This is a genomic window from Paenibacillus sp. FSL L8-0502 (genome assembly GCF_038593055.1).
GTDB classification, from domain to species: domain Bacteria; phylum Bacillota; class Bacilli; order Paenibacillales; family Paenibacillaceae; genus Paenibacillus; species Paenibacillus polymyxa_D.
The window spans coordinates 5,631,674-5,648,176 of record NZ_CP151958.1; the positions used below are offsets into that span (position 1 = coordinate 5,631,674).

At 43.5% G+C, this 16,503-nt stretch carries 18 protein-coding genes; 9 read left to right on the forward strand and 9 right to left on the reverse strand.

Going from position 1 to position 16,503, the window contains the following annotated elements; translation table 11 throughout:
- Positions 1-98: 98 nt before the first annotated feature.
- Complete coding sequence (locus NSQ57_RS24655; protein WP_340957428.1) at positions 99-1,154, forward strand: AEC family transporter; 1,056 nt, start codon at positions 99-101, stop codon at positions 1,152-1,154.
- A 17-nt stretch (positions 1,155-1,171) separates the two neighbouring features.
- A complete protein-coding gene (locus NSQ57_RS24660) occupies positions 1,172-2,191 on the forward strand; it encodes a 2-hydroxyacid dehydrogenase (RefSeq protein ID WP_340957429.1) in 1,020 nt (339 codons plus the stop codon).
- 55 nt (positions 2,192-2,246) lie between these two features.
- Here NSQ57_RS24660 and NSQ57_RS24665 read toward each other — a convergent pair whose 3' ends face one another.
- From NSQ57_RS24665 to rlmN, 5 genes are all read right to left on the reverse strand, one after another.
- The gene (locus tag NSQ57_RS24665; protein WP_340957431.1) at positions 2,247-2,984 is read right to left on the reverse strand and encodes a response regulator; all 738 of its coding nucleotides are present in this window, start codon (positions 2,982-2,984) and stop codon (positions 2,247-2,249) included.
- A complete protein-coding gene (locus NSQ57_RS24670; RefSeq protein WP_340957432.1) occupies positions 2,981-4,630 on the reverse strand; it encodes an ATP-binding protein in 1,650 nt (549 codons plus the stop codon). Before NSQ57_RS24670 ends, NSQ57_RS24665 begins: the two co-directional genes overlap by 4 nt.
- Before the next feature lie 291 nt (positions 4,631-4,921).
- Complete coding sequence (locus NSQ57_RS24675; RefSeq protein ID WP_025719854.1) at positions 4,922-5,854, reverse strand: dihydroorotate dehydrogenase; 933 nt, start codon at positions 5,852-5,854, stop codon at positions 4,922-4,924.
- Positions 5,835-6,536, reverse strand: coding sequence for a dihydroorotate dehydrogenase electron transfer subunit (locus tag NSQ57_RS24680; RefSeq protein WP_029518821.1), 702 nt, complete (start codon positions 6,534-6,536; stop codon positions 5,835-5,837). Before NSQ57_RS24680 ends, NSQ57_RS24675 begins: the two co-directional genes overlap by 20 nt.
- Before the next feature lie 139 nt (positions 6,537-6,675).
- Complete coding sequence (gene rlmN, locus NSQ57_RS24685; protein ID WP_340957435.1) at positions 6,676-7,773, reverse strand: 23S rRNA (adenine(2503)-C(2))-methyltransferase RlmN; 1,098 nt, start codon at positions 7,771-7,773, stop codon at positions 6,676-6,678.
- A 249-nt stretch (positions 7,774-8,022) separates the two neighbouring features.
- On the opposite strand from rlmN, the gene NSQ57_RS24690 reads away from it, so the two are divergent.
- Positions 8,023-8,892 (forward strand): GyrI-like domain-containing protein, encoded by an 870-nt coding sequence (locus tag NSQ57_RS24690; RefSeq protein ID WP_340957437.1) that lies wholly within the window; start codon positions 8,023-8,025, stop codon positions 8,890-8,892.
- A gap of 90 nt (positions 8,893-8,982) precedes the next feature.
- Here the strand turns inward: NSQ57_RS24690 and NSQ57_RS24695 are convergent, their stop codons facing one another.
- Positions 8,983-9,888, reverse strand: a complete 906-nt coding sequence (locus tag NSQ57_RS24695; protein WP_340957439.1) for a LysR family transcriptional regulator — start codon at positions 9,886-9,888, stop codon at positions 8,983-8,985.
- Positions 9,889-10,045: 157 nt separating this feature from the next.
- Here NSQ57_RS24695 and NSQ57_RS24700 point away from each other — a divergent pair, with 157 nt between their 5' ends.
- The gene (locus NSQ57_RS24700; RefSeq protein ID WP_029518825.1) at positions 10,046-10,786 is read left to right on the forward strand and encodes an SDR family NAD(P)-dependent oxidoreductase; all 741 of its coding nucleotides are present in this window, start codon (positions 10,046-10,048) and stop codon (positions 10,784-10,786) included.
- Positions 10,787-10,874: 88 nt separating this feature from the next.
- Here the strand turns inward: NSQ57_RS24700 and NSQ57_RS24705 are convergent, their stop codons facing one another.
- On the reverse strand, positions 10,875-11,363 hold the full coding sequence (locus NSQ57_RS24705; protein ID WP_340957441.1) for a hypothetical protein: 489 nt from the start codon (positions 11,361-11,363) through the stop codon (positions 10,875-10,877).
- A gap of 163 nt (positions 11,364-11,526) precedes the next feature.
- Positions 11,527-11,877, reverse strand: a complete 351-nt coding sequence (locus tag NSQ57_RS24710; RefSeq protein WP_029518827.1) for a helix-turn-helix domain-containing protein — start codon at positions 11,875-11,877, stop codon at positions 11,527-11,529.
- Between the two features lie 161 nt (positions 11,878-12,038).
- Between NSQ57_RS24710 and NSQ57_RS24715 the strand changes: the two genes are divergently transcribed.
- On the forward strand, positions 12,039-12,590 hold the full coding sequence (locus NSQ57_RS24715; RefSeq protein ID WP_165145600.1) for an NAD(P)H-dependent oxidoreductase: 552 nt from the start codon (positions 12,039-12,041) through the stop codon (positions 12,588-12,590).
- A 32-nt stretch (positions 12,591-12,622) separates the two neighbouring features.
- Positions 12,623-13,333: an SDR family oxidoreductase gene (locus NSQ57_RS24720; RefSeq protein WP_342425445.1), complete on the forward strand. Its 711-nt coding sequence runs from the start codon at positions 12,623-12,625 to the stop codon at positions 13,331-13,333.
- A 115-nt stretch (positions 13,334-13,448) separates the two neighbouring features.
- Here the strand turns inward: NSQ57_RS24720 and NSQ57_RS24725 are convergent, their stop codons facing one another.
- The gene (locus NSQ57_RS24725) at positions 13,449-14,177 is read right to left on the reverse strand and encodes a YheC/YheD family protein (protein WP_029518831.1); all 729 of its coding nucleotides are present in this window, start codon (positions 14,175-14,177) and stop codon (positions 13,449-13,451) included.
- 278 nt (positions 14,178-14,455) lie between these two features.
- Here NSQ57_RS24725 and NSQ57_RS24730 point away from each other — a divergent pair, with 278 nt between their 5' ends.
- From NSQ57_RS24730 to NSQ57_RS24740, 3 genes are all read left to right on the forward strand, one after another.
- Entirely contained in the window at positions 14,456-15,001 is a 546-nt protein-coding gene (locus tag NSQ57_RS24730; protein ID WP_165145594.1) for a glutathione peroxidase, read from the forward strand.
- A 132-nt stretch (positions 15,002-15,133) separates the two neighbouring features.
- Positions 15,134-15,712, forward strand: a complete 579-nt coding sequence (locus NSQ57_RS24735) for a TetR family transcriptional regulator (RefSeq protein WP_029518833.1) — start codon at positions 15,134-15,136, stop codon at positions 15,710-15,712.
- A gap of 30 nt (positions 15,713-15,742) precedes the next feature.
- The gene (locus tag NSQ57_RS24740; RefSeq protein WP_029518834.1) at positions 15,743-16,483 is read left to right on the forward strand and encodes an SDR family oxidoreductase; all 741 of its coding nucleotides are present in this window, start codon (positions 15,743-15,745) and stop codon (positions 16,481-16,483) included.
- Positions 16,484-16,503: the final 20 nt, after the last annotated feature.

The following is a 16,503-nucleotide window of genomic DNA, read 5'->3' on the forward strand; positions in this document are numbered from 1 at the left end:
GGTGCAAACCAACACTTTGGCCAAAAGATCATGGCATTGCATCGTCACATTCTGCATCGTCATATATGTGAAAAAAGGTACAAGAGAGGGTTTTATTTATGTCTTTACTAGAAATGATTACCGCGACCTTAACAGATAACAAAATTGTCAGTTCTATCGCTTCCACCGTTTTTATTATCCTTCTTGGTTTCTTTTGCCGCAAGAAGGGAATTTTTAACGCAGCAGTAGGAAAGATGTTATCCAAGGTTGTTCTAACCGTGGCTCTACCAGCGCTAGCCTTTAATTCTTTCATGCAAGATATCAATCCTACAATGTTAAAACAAGGAATGAATGTTTTAATATGGGGAGTTCTAATTTATATTATTCTCATCTTTATTTCTAAACCGTTCTTCCTCAGCTACAACAAGGATAAACAGGATGTTTTGCGGGTGTTAACCATTTTCGGTTCTACTACTTTCTTCGGAATTCCAATTGTAGGAGCCATTTATGGTCCTACCGGAGTGATGTACAGTTCCATTTTTAATATAGGGTACCGCATTTTCTTATACTCCTACGGCTATATCAAAATGAGCGGCTTAAAAATGGAGCTTAAAAATCTCAAAACCATGTTTTTAAATCCCATCGTTATCGCCACGTTTCTAGGCCTGTTTGTTTGGTTATTTCAAGGTTATTTGCCACAGATGAGTGTAGCTACAGAGGATGGGGCCATTCAGCAGTTCGCCTTTCTAAGAATTGATCAAACGGCTGTCTGGCTGTTCAAGCCCATGACCTACCTTGCTGGACTAGCTTCTCCGTTAGCCTGGTTATCGATTGGCTCGACATTGGGGGAGATCAGCTTCAAGTCGGCAGCTACGGATAAGACCTCTTGGTATTACAGCATCGTTAAGGTTTGGCTTGTACCTATTGTTAACATCGTCTTGCTGGCCTTGTTGACTGTATCTCATATTCTGTCAGTTGATTCTGTCGCTTTAGCTACTATTGTCATCATGATGGCTACTCCTACAGCTACCGTAGCCGCAGCCTATGCCATCAGTTTTGATAAGGAAGCCATATTGACTTCCAATGCATCACTTCTATCAACTATCACTTCTGTCGTCATGATTCCAGTGTGGATCATTACGCTCAATGTCATTGATAAAATTGGAATTTTCTAAATCAGGGGGTAAACAACATGTTAAAAATCATTTGCTATGGTGTCCGTTCTTATGAGAAACCCTATTTCCAGGATCTCAATAAATATAACTTCCAACTAACGCTGGTAGAAGAGTTGTTAACCACCAGCAATGCAGAATTGGCGCAGCATCACGATGCCGTTTTGCTAAGAGGAAACTGTGCTGCCAATCGGGAAAATATCACAAAATTCAATGAATACGGCATTCAATATATTTTCACCAGAACAGTCGGAATCAACCACATTGATTTGGATGCCTGTAGCGAATTCGGAATGAAGGTGGCACGCGTGCCATCCTACTCTCCGAATGCCATCGCTGAGCTCTCCTTAACTTTGGCTATGATGCTGTTCCGCCACACCGCTTATATGACTACCAAAAGCTCTTTCAAAAATTTTATTGTGGATGAGCATACATTCAGCAAAGAGATCCATAACTGTAAAGTTGGGATTATCGGGGTTGGACGCATTGGTCTGACAGAGGCCAAATTGTTTAAAGGATTAGGAGCTTCTGTTATCGGCTATGATGTGTACCAATCCGACGCAGCCAAGGAAGTCATTCCATTCACAACCTTGGATGAGCTACTGGCAGAGAGCGATATTGTTAGTGTGCATGTTCCTTATCTGCCGGGACAGAACGACCAAATGATTAATGCTGGCTTTTTAGCAAAAATGAAAAAGGGATCTATCCTCATCAATACCTCACGTGGAGAATTACAAGATAACCAAGCCATTCTGGACGCTTTACTCAGTAATCATTTGGAGGGATTTGGGACAGATGTCTTCCCTAAAGAGGAAGAACTATTTTTCAAAGCCTTTGAACCATGGCAAATGCTCCCGGACCCAACGATCCAGAAGCTTGTGGAGCTGTATCCAAGAGTTTTGGTAACGCCTCATGCTGGCTCGAATACCGTTACGGCGTTATCCAACATGATTGAAACTAGCTATGACAACTTCCATGATATCGTTACAACTCATTCTTCAGATAACCTGGTCCCACTTCCTGTCCTCTCTATGAAATAAATAATTAGGAAGCTCGGCACCTTTGTTGAACAAAAAAAGAACCGCTATTTCCAGATTACAATGGAAATGGCGGTTCTTTTATATCAGGATTCAACTGATAGAGCATTAGCGGCCTACCAACCTTGTGGTATTCTATCGATTCAACGAGAAAGCCATCGTCCACCAGGAACTGAATATATTTTTTTACCGTGATACGGGACAAGTCCACTTCTCTGGCTAACGTTTCAACCGAGAAGGGTCCGTCCAGCTCTTGAATACTCTTCAGTATTGTGGTCATGGTCAGTTTGGACAAATTTTTAGACAGGTTTTTCGATAGATTATGCGATGGATGTTCAACAGGTTTTTTCTTTTCCACACCCGCATGCTCTTCTTTATTAAAATAATGGTCAATAACAGCTTGATTAATTCCGTTCCCTTCCTCCATCACCGTGGCCAGACGCTGGATTTTCTCAACAGCCAGTCTAAAGCGTTCGAATGTAAAGGGTTTAATTAAATAGTCTGCAACACCATAAAAAACAGCTTCCTTCACCGTCTGAATATCTTTTGCAGCCGTAATTAAAATAACGGAAGCATGATACTGATGCTCCTGCATATGTGATAATAAAGTTAATCCGCTTTTTCCAGGTAAATAAACGTCCAGTAATACCAGATCCGGTGACCATTTTTGAAGGCAGTCCTGTGCTTTCTTGACGGTATCTGCCTTACATACAACGTCCAAATTGTCCATGCGCTCGATAAACTGTTGATTGAGCTCAGCAACCATCGGATCATCCTCAACAATTAGAACTTTCATTCATTTGTCACCTCCAATGTACAGGGCAACTCTACATATATACTTGTTCCCAGACCCGGTTGGCTATCAAGCTCAATGATTCCTTGATGATTTTCCACCATGGTTTTAACCAGATTCAAGCCGTAGCCTCTGTCTTCTCCTTTGGTTGAAAAACCATGCTCGAATATTCTTTTTTGCATCTCAAAATCAATCCCCAACCCATTATCTTTCACTTCCAAAATGAATACATTTCCCTCACTCTCATAGTTCAATTTCAGTTCAATTTTGCCGGGTTCTTTTTTTTGTAAGATGGAATCTATGGCGTTGTCAAAAAAATTGCCCAGGATGTGTATGACATCATGAACGATATCCTGCATCTCCACATTAGAGATATCCGAGCTTTCTGCAAGAAGAACCGAAATATTCTGTTCGCGTGCTTCGTTGATTTTACCCATAATAAAACCTGCTAATGCCGGAACTTTAATTCTCTCAGTCAGAAAGCCTACCTCATCTTGATACCGGTGATTTAGCTGCTGAATATATTGACTGACCTCCGCATATTTCCTCATCTCAATCAACCCGGATATTACGTGCATTTTGTTCATAAATTCATGGGTCTGTCCGCGAAGGGAGTTAATATAATATTTAGTACCACTTAACTGGTTGCTAAGATGAATCATCTCGGATTGGTCGCGCAGCGTTGCAACCGCCCCAAAAAACTCATTTTCAATATATATAGGGGTTACTGTCGCAATGACTTCTATACCATTCACATAAAATGAGCGATCCTTGATTTTCTTTTTATCATCAAACACTCTCTTGAAGAGCACGTTATAAAAGTTGGTATCTAGCTGCTTGCCAATCGAGGCTTTCATCTCTTGGTTTGCCAGTTGATACTTGGCCTGAGCTTCTTTGTTCATGAGCATAATTTTCTTGTCAGCCGAAATGGCTATAATTCCTTCAGCCACCTCATTTTCAATAATTTCTTTTTCGCGCAATCGTGTTGCTATCTCTTGCGGCTCAAGCCCAAATAAAATGGTTTTGATTTTCTGAGCCAGAATGATCGCACCCAAAACTCCACTAAAGAGCCCCAGCATCAGCCCCCCAAAAATGGTATACTGCGCCTGCATCAAATCGTGATTTAGGGTTCTCATGGTCAGCCCTACACATACAATGCCAATGACCTCATGCTGTTGATTAAATATCGGCGTAAAATATCGGTAACCTTTGCCCAAAATACCTATATTCTCAGAAAAATGTCCCTGACCGGATAGCGCTCTTCTGGCATCATTTAAATCCGAGAACGGTTTGCCAACCATCGTTGCATTCGGATGAGATAGCCGAATTAAATCGTGGTTCAGAATGACAACAAAATCCACATTAACGTTATGCATGACTCCAAGCGAGTAGTCTTGAATCTGCTTCACAGGAATTCCCTGCTCGACATTACGAATAACATCGTTGTCACTGGCAACCATCTTGGCAACACCCGAAAGTTTTTCCTTCGTATTATCAAAATGCTTGTTAATCACAAAATTACGAATGAGAAGCAAGGATATAATTAAGGAAATAATGATAACTAAAACAACCAAAATAATAATCATGAATTGTAGCGAAACTTTGAATTGTCGTCTCGGTTTCGATTTACTTTTTGACCGCAACCCCATCACCTAGCTTTTTTGTTAAGCTCTCCATTAGGAATAAGAGCCTATTTCTTTCCCTATAATCCCTTGTTATTCGACATCGTTTGACAATTTCCTTCTTATTTCGCAAACCATTCATCGGCTGGAAAGGCAAATTTCGTTCATCTTGAGCAAATGCGATATTAACACCTAGTTGAAGCTTGGCTACTTCAGTAAAATAAATAAAACCGACTTGTCTTTAAAAGACAAGCCGGCTTTATATCAGGATTTTGCAAAATCCTCATATGAATTAGTGTATGCAAAAAGGTTCCAAATTCACAAAATTCCCCGTATCTCATCCAATGACTGCACCTTTTCCCGCTGCATCCATTGTTCAAGGCCATGTACCAGCTCGGCCCCTGCATGTAAATGGACAAAGTTGTACGTTCCTACCTGAATGGCAGCGGCACCTGCCATGGTGAATTCAATAATATCTTCCACTGAGCTAATCCCGCCCATCCCGATCACCGGAATCGACACCGCCTGTGCCACCTGGTGAACCATACGCAAAGCAATCGGCTTAATTGCCGGGCCGGAAAGACCCGCATACGTATTGGCAAAAACACTACGACGCCGACGTATATCAATTTTCATCGCAGAAAATGTATTGATCAACGAAACTCCGTCTGCGCCTTCTTCCTCGCACATAACCGCCATCTGCGTGATATTCTCTGCGTTGGGAGACAGCTTGACAACCAACGGAAGTGCCGTCACATTGCGCACCTGACGCACAACCTCCCGCGCTACCTCCGTCTGGATACCAAATTGCATTCCACCCTGCTTCACGTTGGGACATGAAATGTTCAATTCCAGCATATCAACGCCTCTGCGGTTCATCGTGCGACGCTTTTGTGCATTTTCCGTAATCATCGCTACGGCCTGAACATATTCCTCCAGATTGGAACCGCCCACGTTGGCAATAACAGCCGTGTTCCAGTGAGTCATGTCATCCAGTTCATCCTTCAAAAAGGCGGCAACACCCGGATTCTCCAGCCCCACACTATTGAGCATGCCGGATGCTGTCTCATGTATTCGTGATCCCGTATTACCAGCCTTCGGATGCAGGGTTAGTCCCTTGCCGACGATGCCGCCCAATAATTCAGGAGAATAAAATTCCGCATACTCCCGTCCGAATCCAAACGTACCGGAAGCCATGATGATCGGGTTCTTGAACGGTACACCCGCAATATTACACGCCATGGAGATCATCGAACTCCACCTCCTCCACCGGGAATACAGGCCCTTCTTTACATACCCTCCGATTGCCTCCACGGGTACGCATCGTACAGCCCAAACATGCGCCAATACCACAGGCCATGTGTCTTTCAGTTGAAATATATAAGCGGGACGACGTATCCACCGTTTTTATAGCGAGTGCTTGTAACATCGGAGTTGGCCCGCAGGAAAACATATTTGCATAGAGCGTCGGATCGATCTGTTCGACGATACTTCCCCCTACCTTGACCTGTACAGATGCCGCCACAGCTTCGAACGCTTCAACCCCGAAGGCTTGCTGTGCAAACCCTAGATAAACATGCGCATGCGGGTAATACTTTGCAGCCAACAGCAACGGAGCTGTACCCATGCCACCGCCGATTAAAGCCAAACTACCCTCTACCTGCGGAAAACCGTTTCCGAAAGGTCCTTCTAACTGAATTTCCTGACCAGGCTGTAATTGGGAAAACAAATTTGTCCCCTCTCCAACAACCCGATACAAAAAGGAAATACTCTCTTCCCCGATATCATAAATGCTGATGGGTCTGGGCAGCAGTGGGTAACCTGTCCCGCTGCGCAGCATGTAAAACTGCCCCATGTTCCCTTTAAACTTTCCCTCTATTTTCATCACATAAATGCCCGGAACGAGCGCCACATTCGAAATTACGTTAGCCATATAACCCCTCCACTAACCACTCACTATAACGTAAAAGCAGCAACTATTACGTGACTATTTTCACATTTCTGGGTAACGTTTCGCCCTACGGCTCGTGATATAAAAAAGCGTACTCCTGTTAGAGAGTACGCTTGTGTATTTAACTAATGGCTTCGCGCTCTGCATCGCGGCTACCCTTGGCATCCTTGCGGATTTGTTTGCTGCGTAGCTGTCCGCAGGCTGCGTCAATATCGACTCCATGCTCCAGCCGAACACTACAGCTAATACCTTGTTTCTTCAGCACATCATAGAAGCCCGTAATCGACTCCGACTCACTCCGCTGGTATTGGCTATGCTCATCCACTGGATTGTACGGAATGAGGTTGACATTGGCCAGATTACGACGATGGCCCACCAGCTCAGCCAGTTCGAGCGCATGCTCCTTACCGTCATTAACATCCTTCAGCAAGATGTACTCCAGCGTAATTCGACGATTTGTTTTGTCCAAATAATAATCAATCGCCTGCATGAGTTTCTCAATCGGAATCGCCCGGTTGATCTTCATAATGCGAGTACGAATCTCATTATTCGGGGCGTGGAGGGAGATCGCCAGATTGACATGCAGGTCTGAATCTGCAAATTCAATGATTTTATCAGCCAATCCGCTTGTGGAAACGGTAATATGCCGTGGCCCAATCGCTAGCCCTTTGTGATCCTTAATGACCCGAATGAAATCGGACAGGTTCACGAAGTTATCAAACGGTTCGCCAATTCCCATCACAACAACATGACTGACCTGATCGCCCGGACGTTCCTGATCCAGATACAGCTGGACCTTCATAATTTGCTCTACAATTTCACCACTAGACAGGTCACGGCTCTTCTTCAACAGTCCGCTCGCACAGAAGCTGCACCCAATGTTACATCCTACCTGGGTAGTCACACATACGGATAAGCCAAACTTATGCCGCATCAATACGGTCTCAATTAAATTACCATCTTGAAGCCGGAACAAGAACTTGACCGTCCCATCTGCCGACTGTTGCTTCACGTGTTCTTCAAGTGTTTCAATGGAAAAGTGCTCTGCCAACAGGCGAGTACAATCTTCATGAACATCTGCCATCGCTGCAAAATCAGTAACCCGCTTCCGATACAATGCGTCCCATACCTGCAATGCCCGGGATTTCTTATGCCCATGCTCGATGAGCCATGCTGTCAATTGATCTAGCGTTAATCCATAAATGGATTCTTTTTTCATGTTCGATCCTCTTTTCAAAACAATCAAATTCGTATTTCTATATATAAACCCTAGCCATCACGACTCGTCTCAACGATCATTGCATCATAGCATGTTTAAGCAGTCTGCGCTATTTAAACGCCTCTTTCATTGTCCCAAATTTTAATTATGAACACAAGGGGGCAGGCACATTGTTTTTCCTGTTCAATAAGAGCACGCAAAGACAGGATTACAGATACTCCTAATGATATGATTACAACCAAGGAGGTGATGCGGTTGGAATGGTTGCTTCGGATCAAGAACGCACTGGATCTGATGGAAGAGAGAATGCAGCAGCCACTCGATATCGATGAAATTGCAAAGGCAGCCTATTCGTCTCCTTTTCATTTTCAGCGTATGTTTCATATGCTAACTGGCGTCACGGTAGCAGAATATGTGCGCAAACGTCGATTGACCTTGGCTGCTCAGGAATTGAGTCTTTCTTCCGCCAAGGTGCTGGATGTAGCGTTCAAATACGGATATGATTCCCCCGAATCTTTTTCTAAAGCGTTCCGAAAGGTACACGGTATTTCTCCCTCTGAGGCCAGAAGCCCTGGGGTGAACCTGAAAGCCTTTCCACGCATCACCTTCCATCTATCGTTGAAGGGAGATCAGGAAATGGATTACAAAATTGTAGAGAAAGCGGCCTTTACGGTCATTGGCAAGTCCATTCAAGTCACCACTAAGAACGGCGATAATCTTCGAGAAATCCCAAAATTCTGGAACGAACTGAATGCGGATGGTACATCGGATCGGATTCATGCCTTGGGAATAGGCGACGATATACTCGGTATTTGTTTGGATTTCAAGCATGGGGAAGAAAAATTCACGTACTTAATCGCCGCAGAAGGCAGCGAAGAAGTAGCGACCGCGAATGGGCTGGAATCCAGAACCATTCCGGCTTCAACCTGGGCAGTGTTTACATCCATCGGCCCTATGCCTCACTCGATCCAAAAGGTATGGCAAAGAATTTTTCAGGAATGGTTCCCTGCCAGCAATTATGAGCATTCAGGCGGCCCGGAACTGGAAGTGTATACTATGGGAGATTCACATGCTGAAGACTACCGGTGCGAGGTATGGGTTCCGATTAATAAAAAGTAAACCAATGAACCGATTGCCCACGGCAGTCGGTTTTCTGCTGTACTGCATTTACATCATATGGTGACAGAAAACACAATTCCCTAATACTCGTTACTCTAGCTTAATGGTCGCATGCAATCCCCCAAGCTCCTGCTTCAACACAGAATATAGCCTTGAACCTGCCGGCTTTAGCGGATAGTCTGTTGCTTTGCAGAGAAGTCCGAAGGTCATATCGATCATGCTACCGCTTAATTCCCTCACCGCTGTTCCTGCCGGGACAGAACTGACCAGAAGTTGTGGCACAAGTGCAATCCCTAAATCGCTTTCCACATAAAATTTCAGAGCCGTCATGCTGCCAATTTCCATCGTATTTAACGTGGTTATTCCATATTCCTTCATGACCATTTCAAGTTTGCGACGATAGGGACAAGTAGCCGACGTAATAAGCAACCGCTGCCCCTGTAAATCCTCCGGCCCAATGTTTTCTTTTTCCGCAAGCGGGTGATTTTCAGGCATTAAAACTACAAATTTCTCCCTAAATAAAGGCTCAAAATATAGCTCTGTGCCCAAATCTGGTGTGGAACACAGCGCTAAGTCAATATCCCCCTTGAGAATACGCTCGCTTAAGGTAGGGGTATTTCCAAACTCAACAGAAACCCGAATGTTCGGATAATGGGTTAAGAAACGTTTTAAAATTCCTGGTAGTCGATAACTGGCAGTCGGTTCGGTCACTCCTATACGAATGTCGCCTGCGGTCCCTCTTTGCAGATTGTCCATATTTTCCTGCAATTGCTCCATATCCTTTACAATATGTAGACTTTGCTCGTAAAACATCCTGCCCGCTTCAGTTAACTTTATTTTCTTGCCCCGTTCGATCAGTTGAATTCCCATATCGGACTCCAGCTTCTGTATTTGCATCGTCACGGTAGATTGTGCATAATTCAACTCTTCCGCTGCACGCATAAAACTTCCGTAATTCACAATCATTTGAAATGTTTTGAGTGTTTTAATGTCCATTATCAGACTCCTGTATAAACAATTGATTCAATTTTATTGAATTATAAATTCATTTAATTCAATTATACAGAATACAATACCTCCTCTACAATGATACATATCAGATCGTATTATTTTTCAGACGCAAATGAACTGGATGGAGAAGGAGCGAATTTACATGGATTTACATCAAAAAGTAGCATTGGTTACAGGTGGAGGTACAGGAATTGGGAGAGCCGTGTGTATGGCCTTGGCAGATCGAAAAGCTACGGTAGTCGTAAACTATTCCCGCTCTAAAAACGATGCAGAGGAAACTGTACGTATGATCCTTGAAAAGGGCGGACGTGCTATCGCATTACAGGCAGATGTTTCCCGAGATCAGGAAGTTCGAACTATGGTTGACCAGATTGTCCAGCAATTCGGTACGATTAATATACTCGTGAATAACGCTAGCATTACACATCACATTCCGATGGATGATCTGGAGGCAGCCACGGAAGAGGTATGGGATGATCTATTTGATGTAAATGTAAAAGGCATGTTTTACTGTGCCAGAGCCGTAGCTCCTTTTATGAAGCGTAGTAAACAAGGAGCTATCGTCAATCTGGGAAGTATAGCAGGGCAAACAGGGCTAGGTTCTTCGCTTCCCTATGCGGTATCCAAAGCGGCCGTCCACGGGCTGACCAAATCTTTAGCACGGGCACTTGCGCCGGATATTCGCGTCAATTGCATCGTGCCGGGAGCTGTAGCGACAAGATGGTGGTCAGGCAGGGAAGAGCAAATGAAAACATTGGCTCCTCATTTACTCCTACAGCGCATTTCCACGCCCGAAGATATCGCCAGCATGATCTGCTCTGCTTTGGAACAGGAAGCCATGACAGGCCAGATTATTACGGTAGACAGCGGACAAACACTGTAAAGATATTGGGACTTCTGAGTAAAAACAAGCCGCCTTCTCAGACAGAAGGCGGCTTTTGAGCTATCGTATACCGTCGTTAAACTACGTTTTAGCTTAAAGATACCGCAATTCGTGTACCTTTCACGAATTTAGCAAATAAGTACCGAACAAGCGGCCCTACAATTAAGAGCTGCAGAGGGAAAGCAAAAATAAAATTCTTAAAAACTAAAGATAAGTAATTTTTAAATAATGAATCTCCCGAAAGACCATTAAAAAAGTAAGCTGTCCCCAATCCATAAAGTGACATACAGAGAACCATTCCAATGACCATACAGCATGAAAGGGACAGAATCACAAATACCTTTTTGGATTTATCGTATGGTAATGAGAAGGCTATTTTCTTTGCTAATGGACCGACAATAAATAGTTCCAATACGAAAGCAATGATAAAACATAAAATAAATTGAAAAACCATTAATTTTAGAGAGATTGTGCCAATCAAGTCATTTGTATATAGATTATAAAATGTCATGAATACGACCATCCCCAAGCACATCATGAAACCAAAGTAAAAATCTTCTTTCTTCGTCGTTGGCAATTCCATCATCCCTTCTGTGTACCTTGGTAATTATATAAATAGTCGAAACCTCCACATAAGTGAACTTTCTGTGAACTTTTTGGCAAACGTTTTCTTTTTTAGAATATAAGAAATAGGCATCGTTCAGCTCAACGATACCTTGGAATGTTGCAGTTCATATCCCTCAATGATCTGCTTTTAAATCTAAGCCAAATCTCTTCAGCTCAATAAAAACACCTTCAAGTCGCTTCCCTTTTTCCGTTAACGAATATTCAACACGCGGGGGAACCTCGGCATATACCTTTCTCTCTAACAGACCGTTATCTTCAAGCTCTTTCAGGCGTAGGGAAAGCGTTTTGGGACTAATCCCCTTCATGGACTTCTGAAGTTGGCTGAATCTCAGTGTTCCTTCGATAAGCAGGTCACGGATGATTAAAAAAGTCCATTTCGTTCCGATCAAATCAAGTGTTTGGGCAATAGGGCACGGCTTGCCGGGTATTCCTTTGGTCAATTCAATAGGTTCTTGGTCGTGCATAGGAACTCCCCCAAAAATTATCTGTTAAATCCAATGATATCACAATAGTTCCTTTAGGGAAACTATATGAATTAAATATCACTACTTCCCTAAATAAACTTACTACATATACAATATCGCTGTAGCAACTAACGTTTTCTCTAATACAAGGAGGTGAAGAGATGAAAAATATACTAATCATTAACGGTCATCAAAAATATGATTCGTCTGAAGGGAAATTGAACCAAACATTGATAGACAATATGGTGCGTCTCTTAAGTGAAGAGAACAAAATCAAAATAACGTCTGTTCAAGACGGCTATACCCTCAGCGAAGAACAAGAAAAATTTTTATGGGCGGATGTAGTCATTTACCAAACCCCCATCTACTGGTTCAGCGTTCCTGGATTATTAAAGACTTATATGGATGAAGTCTATGCTTACGGTGTATTCTTCACGGGTGCTCATGAATATGGGAGCGGAGGTTTATTAACCGACAAGAAATATATGTTCTCCACAACTTGGAATGCTCCGGAAAAAGCCTTTAATGATCCAACTCAATTTTTTAATGGGGCTAGTCTAGAAGCTGCACTCCGTCATTTGCATTCTGCGCATACATTTCTCGGTATGAAGCCCTTGAAAAGCTTTGCATGCTACGATGTTATTAAAAATCCAAATATACCTAAATTTATTGCTGATCTTGATACACATCTACAAGCCGTATTACATGATTAACAAATCCAGATGAATACTAGGAGGGAATCCATTTGCAAAACCAAAAGATTGTCATTATTGGTGGAAGCTCAGGTATTGGTTTAGAAACAGCTAAGCAAGTCATTTCGCTTGGAGCGGAAGTGGTAATCGCCAGCCGGTCGGAGGATAAATTGCACAAGGCCAAGGAAATGCTGGGCCCTCGTGCTGTAATACATGTGCTGGACACGTCAGATGAGCAGCAGGTAAAATCTTTCTTCAAAAAAGTCGGCCCCTATGATCATCTTATCGTTAGCGCGGCAGAAACATCAGGTGGGTCATTCCTTCAGTCGGAGACAGATCAAGCCCGCAAGCTATTCGAAAACAAATTTTGGGGACAGTATTATGCAGCTAAATACGGGGCTTCCCAACTCTCAGCCGAGGGTTCCATTACCTTATTTTCAGGAGTGGTGGCTTACAAGCCGATGATCGGCTCCTCTGCGCTCGGTGCTGTGAATGCAGCCGTTGCGAATCTTGGTCAAACCTTGGCGTTAGAGCTTGCTCCCATCCGCGTGAATGTCGTCTCACCCGGCATTATTGACACACCTTCCCGTAGCAAAATGCCTGAAAATACACGCAATCAATTCTATGATACGGTCGCGCATAAGCTCCCTGTGAAGCGAGTTGGACTTGCGGAGGATGTTGCACGAGGCGTACTTTATTTGATTCAAAATCAGTTTGTGACCGGAACAGTCCTTCATGTGGATGGCGGACACATTTTAACATAAAAGCTTCGTCCTAAATCTGTCAGTCATTTACCAAAAAAAACGGAGAACGCTCCCGCACCTTGGCTTGGGCGTTCTCCTCCTTTTCTTATCCATGAATGATTTCACAAACTTTATCCTAATGATGTATACGACGTTTGTTTCTCAAGATGTTGCGAATCATCTTGTGATTGGGGAGCTGCCTGAACAACATATGTCCGGGATGCGGATTGGCCTCGATAATCCAAATTTGGCCGCTCTTCTCAATAGCAAGATCGATGCCCAACTCGCGAACCGGATGATTTTTATCTATCGTGTCGGCAATGATTCTAGAAAGCTCGGTGACCTGGTCCAGAATCTCTTTCATTTTTGTTCTGTCATTTTTAAAGACCCTTAAAAGCACTTTGGACAACGGCGCCGCATGTCCTCCCTTCCGATAGTTGGTAACGACTTTTCGAGGTGCAGCGACACGGCCGGTTATTCCTGAAATGACCCATTCCGATTCCGGCTTCTGCATATACACTCTGGCATCAAAAATCGAACCTTTGTACTTGGCTAACTTAAGTCCTTGCTGTACCAAATAACGGCGATGAGGTCTTCGATAGGTTCTAACTGCTCTTCTTACGGCGTGAGATCTAACGATTCTGCGACTGGAGCCACAACGAACCTCATATTTCCTCCCCAGCTTTTTCGCACGTATGATGCCAGTCCCTCCACTCCCATAATTAGGCTTGATGAAGACTGTGCGATAGGTATCCAGCATCCGTAAAGTCCTTGCATTACTGATCCAGCGGGTTTCGGGCAAGTGAGAACGTAAAATGGGATGTTGTCGCATTTCCTTGTATTGAATCATCTTTCCAATGGGCACGAATATCCCTCGATTCTGTTGGGTTTTTGCACACACTACATGAATATGCATCTATATTCTATCTTGGTAACGGCGAATGCCACAGTTTGCTATGAAGAGGCAAATCTCCCACTTTCTCAAGTCGAGTCTTCTTTGGTTTCAAGAGAGAGATGGACAATGTGTCTTTACATGACAAGATTATTGCAAATACCTATAAGGTTGATTCCAATAATATATTAGACCAATAACAATTCTGGATATATGATGTATTAAAAAATAACGTGAGGAGGAACGTTAACATGTCTATTTATGATTTTCAAGCAACCTCAATTAATGGGGAACCGATTGAACTCTCAGACTATAGAGGTAAGATTCTCCTTATTGTAAACACTGCCAGCATGTGTAGCTTCTCCAGTCAATTCACTGATCTGCAAAAGCTCTACGAAAAACGGAGGGAACAAGGTTTTGAAATCCTTGCATTTCCTTGTAACCAATTCAATAAAAAAGAGCCGGGTAGCAATTCGGAGGTTCAGGGAATTTGCCAAATTAACCATGGAGTAACCTTCCCACTATTTGAGAAGACGGATGTAAGAGGCTTATCTCTTCATCCTTTATTTCAATATCTGACCCAACAGGCACCGTTTCAAGGCTTCGATATCCAGACCAAAGACGGTCAATGGATGGAGGATTTCCTGCGGGATAAGTATCCGGATATATACGCTGGCGACGGTATCAAGTGGAATTTTTCTAAATTCTTGGTCGATCGCGATGGCCATGTGCAAGGGAGATTTGAAGTAACAACGGAGCCCTGGGCCATTGATCCCGTCATCGAATCGTTATTGTAGTATTTCTGTTCACTTCTTTGGATTCTTTAAAAAAAGGGTATCAAATGACAAAAACGTATATTTGTCATTTGATACCCTTTATGTTATCCTGACTTTAAGGAGGTGACTCACACGGCACTTGACCGTGTCCCTATGGAAAAATCCTCAGATGTGCTAACCAAGGAACAGATTCTTATCGCTACAGAAGACACACTTAGGCGTTTTGGTATAGCCAAAACCTCCGTGACCGATGTTGCCAAAGTATTGGGAGTAAGTCATGGTACCATTTACCGACACTTTAAAAGTAAAGCCGAGCTTCTTGAAGGTGTGACCGAAAAATGGCTGAATGAAAAGATTATCGGCCCGTTAACGGAGGTCTGTCAGAATTCATCTATACTGGGAACGCCACATTTAAAACGATATATACAGACCTTGGTCGAACTTAAGCAGTATTATGCCCGCGACGACGAGGAAATGTTTGAGATGTATACGAGGGTCACCGAGCAAGCGGCTGATTTAATCGACCAGCATATCGCCCACATTGTGGATCAGCTCGCTGATATCATTATACGCGGAGACATCACATCGGATCAGCCAGCCCAACTGGCGCGTACCCTTTTCTATGCCACAGCCCGTTTTCATCATCCCGCTCATGCTTACGAATGGAAGAATCCCGTGATTAATCGGGAGTTTTCGGATGTGTGGATGCTTTTAGAAAAAGGAATCACTTAAAATAGATATGGAAGGAAGGTCCAAACACATATGAAGCATTTGGACGGAAAAACAGCAATTATCACCGGGTCCTCTAGAGGAATTGGACGTGCCATTGCCGAGCAACTGGCTGATCTGGGCGCTAATGTAGTCATCAATTATGCCAGCAGTCCGGACAAAGCTCAAAAAGTCGTGGAGAGGATTATTCAAAAAGGCGGCAAAGCCATAGCACTTCACGCTGATCTGGGCAAAATGAGTGATATTGAAGCATTATTTACAAATACGATTGCTGAATTCGGTAAAGTGGATATTCTGGTTAACAACGCTGGGCTGATGATCACCCAACCTCTGGCTGAGGTAACCGAAGCTGACTTTGACAAACAATTCGCACTGAATGTAAAGGGCACCTTCTTTGCCTGTCAGCAAGCCATGAAATATATGGAGAACTACGGAAGAATCGTGAACCTGTCCACATCCGTGATCGGACAAATGTTCCCGACCTATAGCGTATACGCAGGTACCAAGGGCGCAGTGGAGCAATTTACCCGTCAGCTAGCCAAGGAATTCGGAAGCAAACAAATTACGATCAACGCCGTGGCTCCCGGTCCTGTGAACACCGAGCTTTTCCAAGCTGGAAAAACCGAGCAGCAAATCGAAGGCATGAAAAAAATGAATGCTATGGGTCGGCTCGGCGAACCGGAAGATATCGCTGATGTGATTGAGTTTCTGGTCAGCGCCAAATCACAGTGGGTTACCGGGCAGACAATCCGCGTCAATGGCGGGTTCATCTAAAAAGCTGGAATACATGGAAT

What these genes read in the sequence shown, in the direction of transcription:
- NSQ57_RS24670 (WP_340957432.1), bottom strand. Translation starts at nt 4,630, where the DNA reads ATGGGGTTGCGGTCAAAAAGTAAATCGAAACCGAGACGACAATTCAAA.
- rlmN (WP_340957435.1), bottom strand. Translation starts at nt 7,773, where the DNA reads ATGAAAAAAGAATCCATTTATGGATTAACGCTAGATCAATTGACAGCA.
- NSQ57_RS24665 (WP_340957431.1), bottom strand. Translation starts at nt 2,984, where the DNA reads ATGAAAGTTCTAATTGTTGAGGATGATCCGATGGTTGCTGAGCTCAAT.
- NSQ57_RS24655 (WP_340957428.1), top strand. Translation starts at nt 99, where the DNA reads ATGTCTTTACTAGAAATGATTACCGCGACCTTAACAGATAACAAAATT.
- NSQ57_RS24675 (WP_025719854.1), bottom strand. Translation starts at nt 5,854, where the DNA reads ATGATCTCCATGGCGTGTAATATTGCGGGTGTACCGTTCAAGAACCCG.
- NSQ57_RS24715 (WP_165145600.1), top strand. Translation starts at nt 12,039, where the DNA reads ATGAAAAATATACTAATCATTAACGGTCATCAAAAATATGATTCGTCT.
- NSQ57_RS24680 (WP_029518821.1), bottom strand. Translation starts at nt 6,536, where the DNA reads ATGGCTAACGTAATTTCGAATGTGGCGCTCGTTCCGGGCATTTATGTG.
- NSQ57_RS24730 (WP_165145594.1), top strand. Translation starts at nt 14,456, where the DNA reads ATGTCTATTTATGATTTTCAAGCAACCTCAATTAATGGGGAACCGATT.
- NSQ57_RS24660 (WP_340957429.1), top strand. Translation starts at nt 1,172, where the DNA reads ATGTTAAAAATCATTTGCTATGGTGTCCGTTCTTATGAGAAACCCTAT.
- NSQ57_RS24735 (WP_029518833.1), top strand. Translation starts at nt 15,134, where the DNA reads ATGGAAAAATCCTCAGATGTGCTAACCAAGGAACAGATTCTTATCGCT.
- NSQ57_RS24740 (WP_029518834.1), top strand. Translation starts at nt 15,743, where the DNA reads ATGAAGCATTTGGACGGAAAAACAGCAATTATCACCGGGTCCTCTAGA.
- NSQ57_RS24695 (WP_340957439.1), bottom strand. Translation starts at nt 9,888, where the DNA reads ATGGACATTAAAACACTCAAAACATTTCAAATGATTGTGAATTACGGA.
- NSQ57_RS24700 (WP_029518825.1), top strand. Translation starts at nt 10,046, where the DNA reads ATGGATTTACATCAAAAAGTAGCATTGGTTACAGGTGGAGGTACAGGA.
- NSQ57_RS24690 (WP_340957437.1), top strand. Translation starts at nt 8,023, where the DNA reads ATGCGGTTGGAATGGTTGCTTCGGATCAAGAACGCACTGGATCTGATG.
- NSQ57_RS24710 (WP_029518827.1), bottom strand. Translation starts at nt 11,877, where the DNA reads ATGCACGACCAAGAACCTATTGAATTGACCAAAGGAATACCCGGCAAG.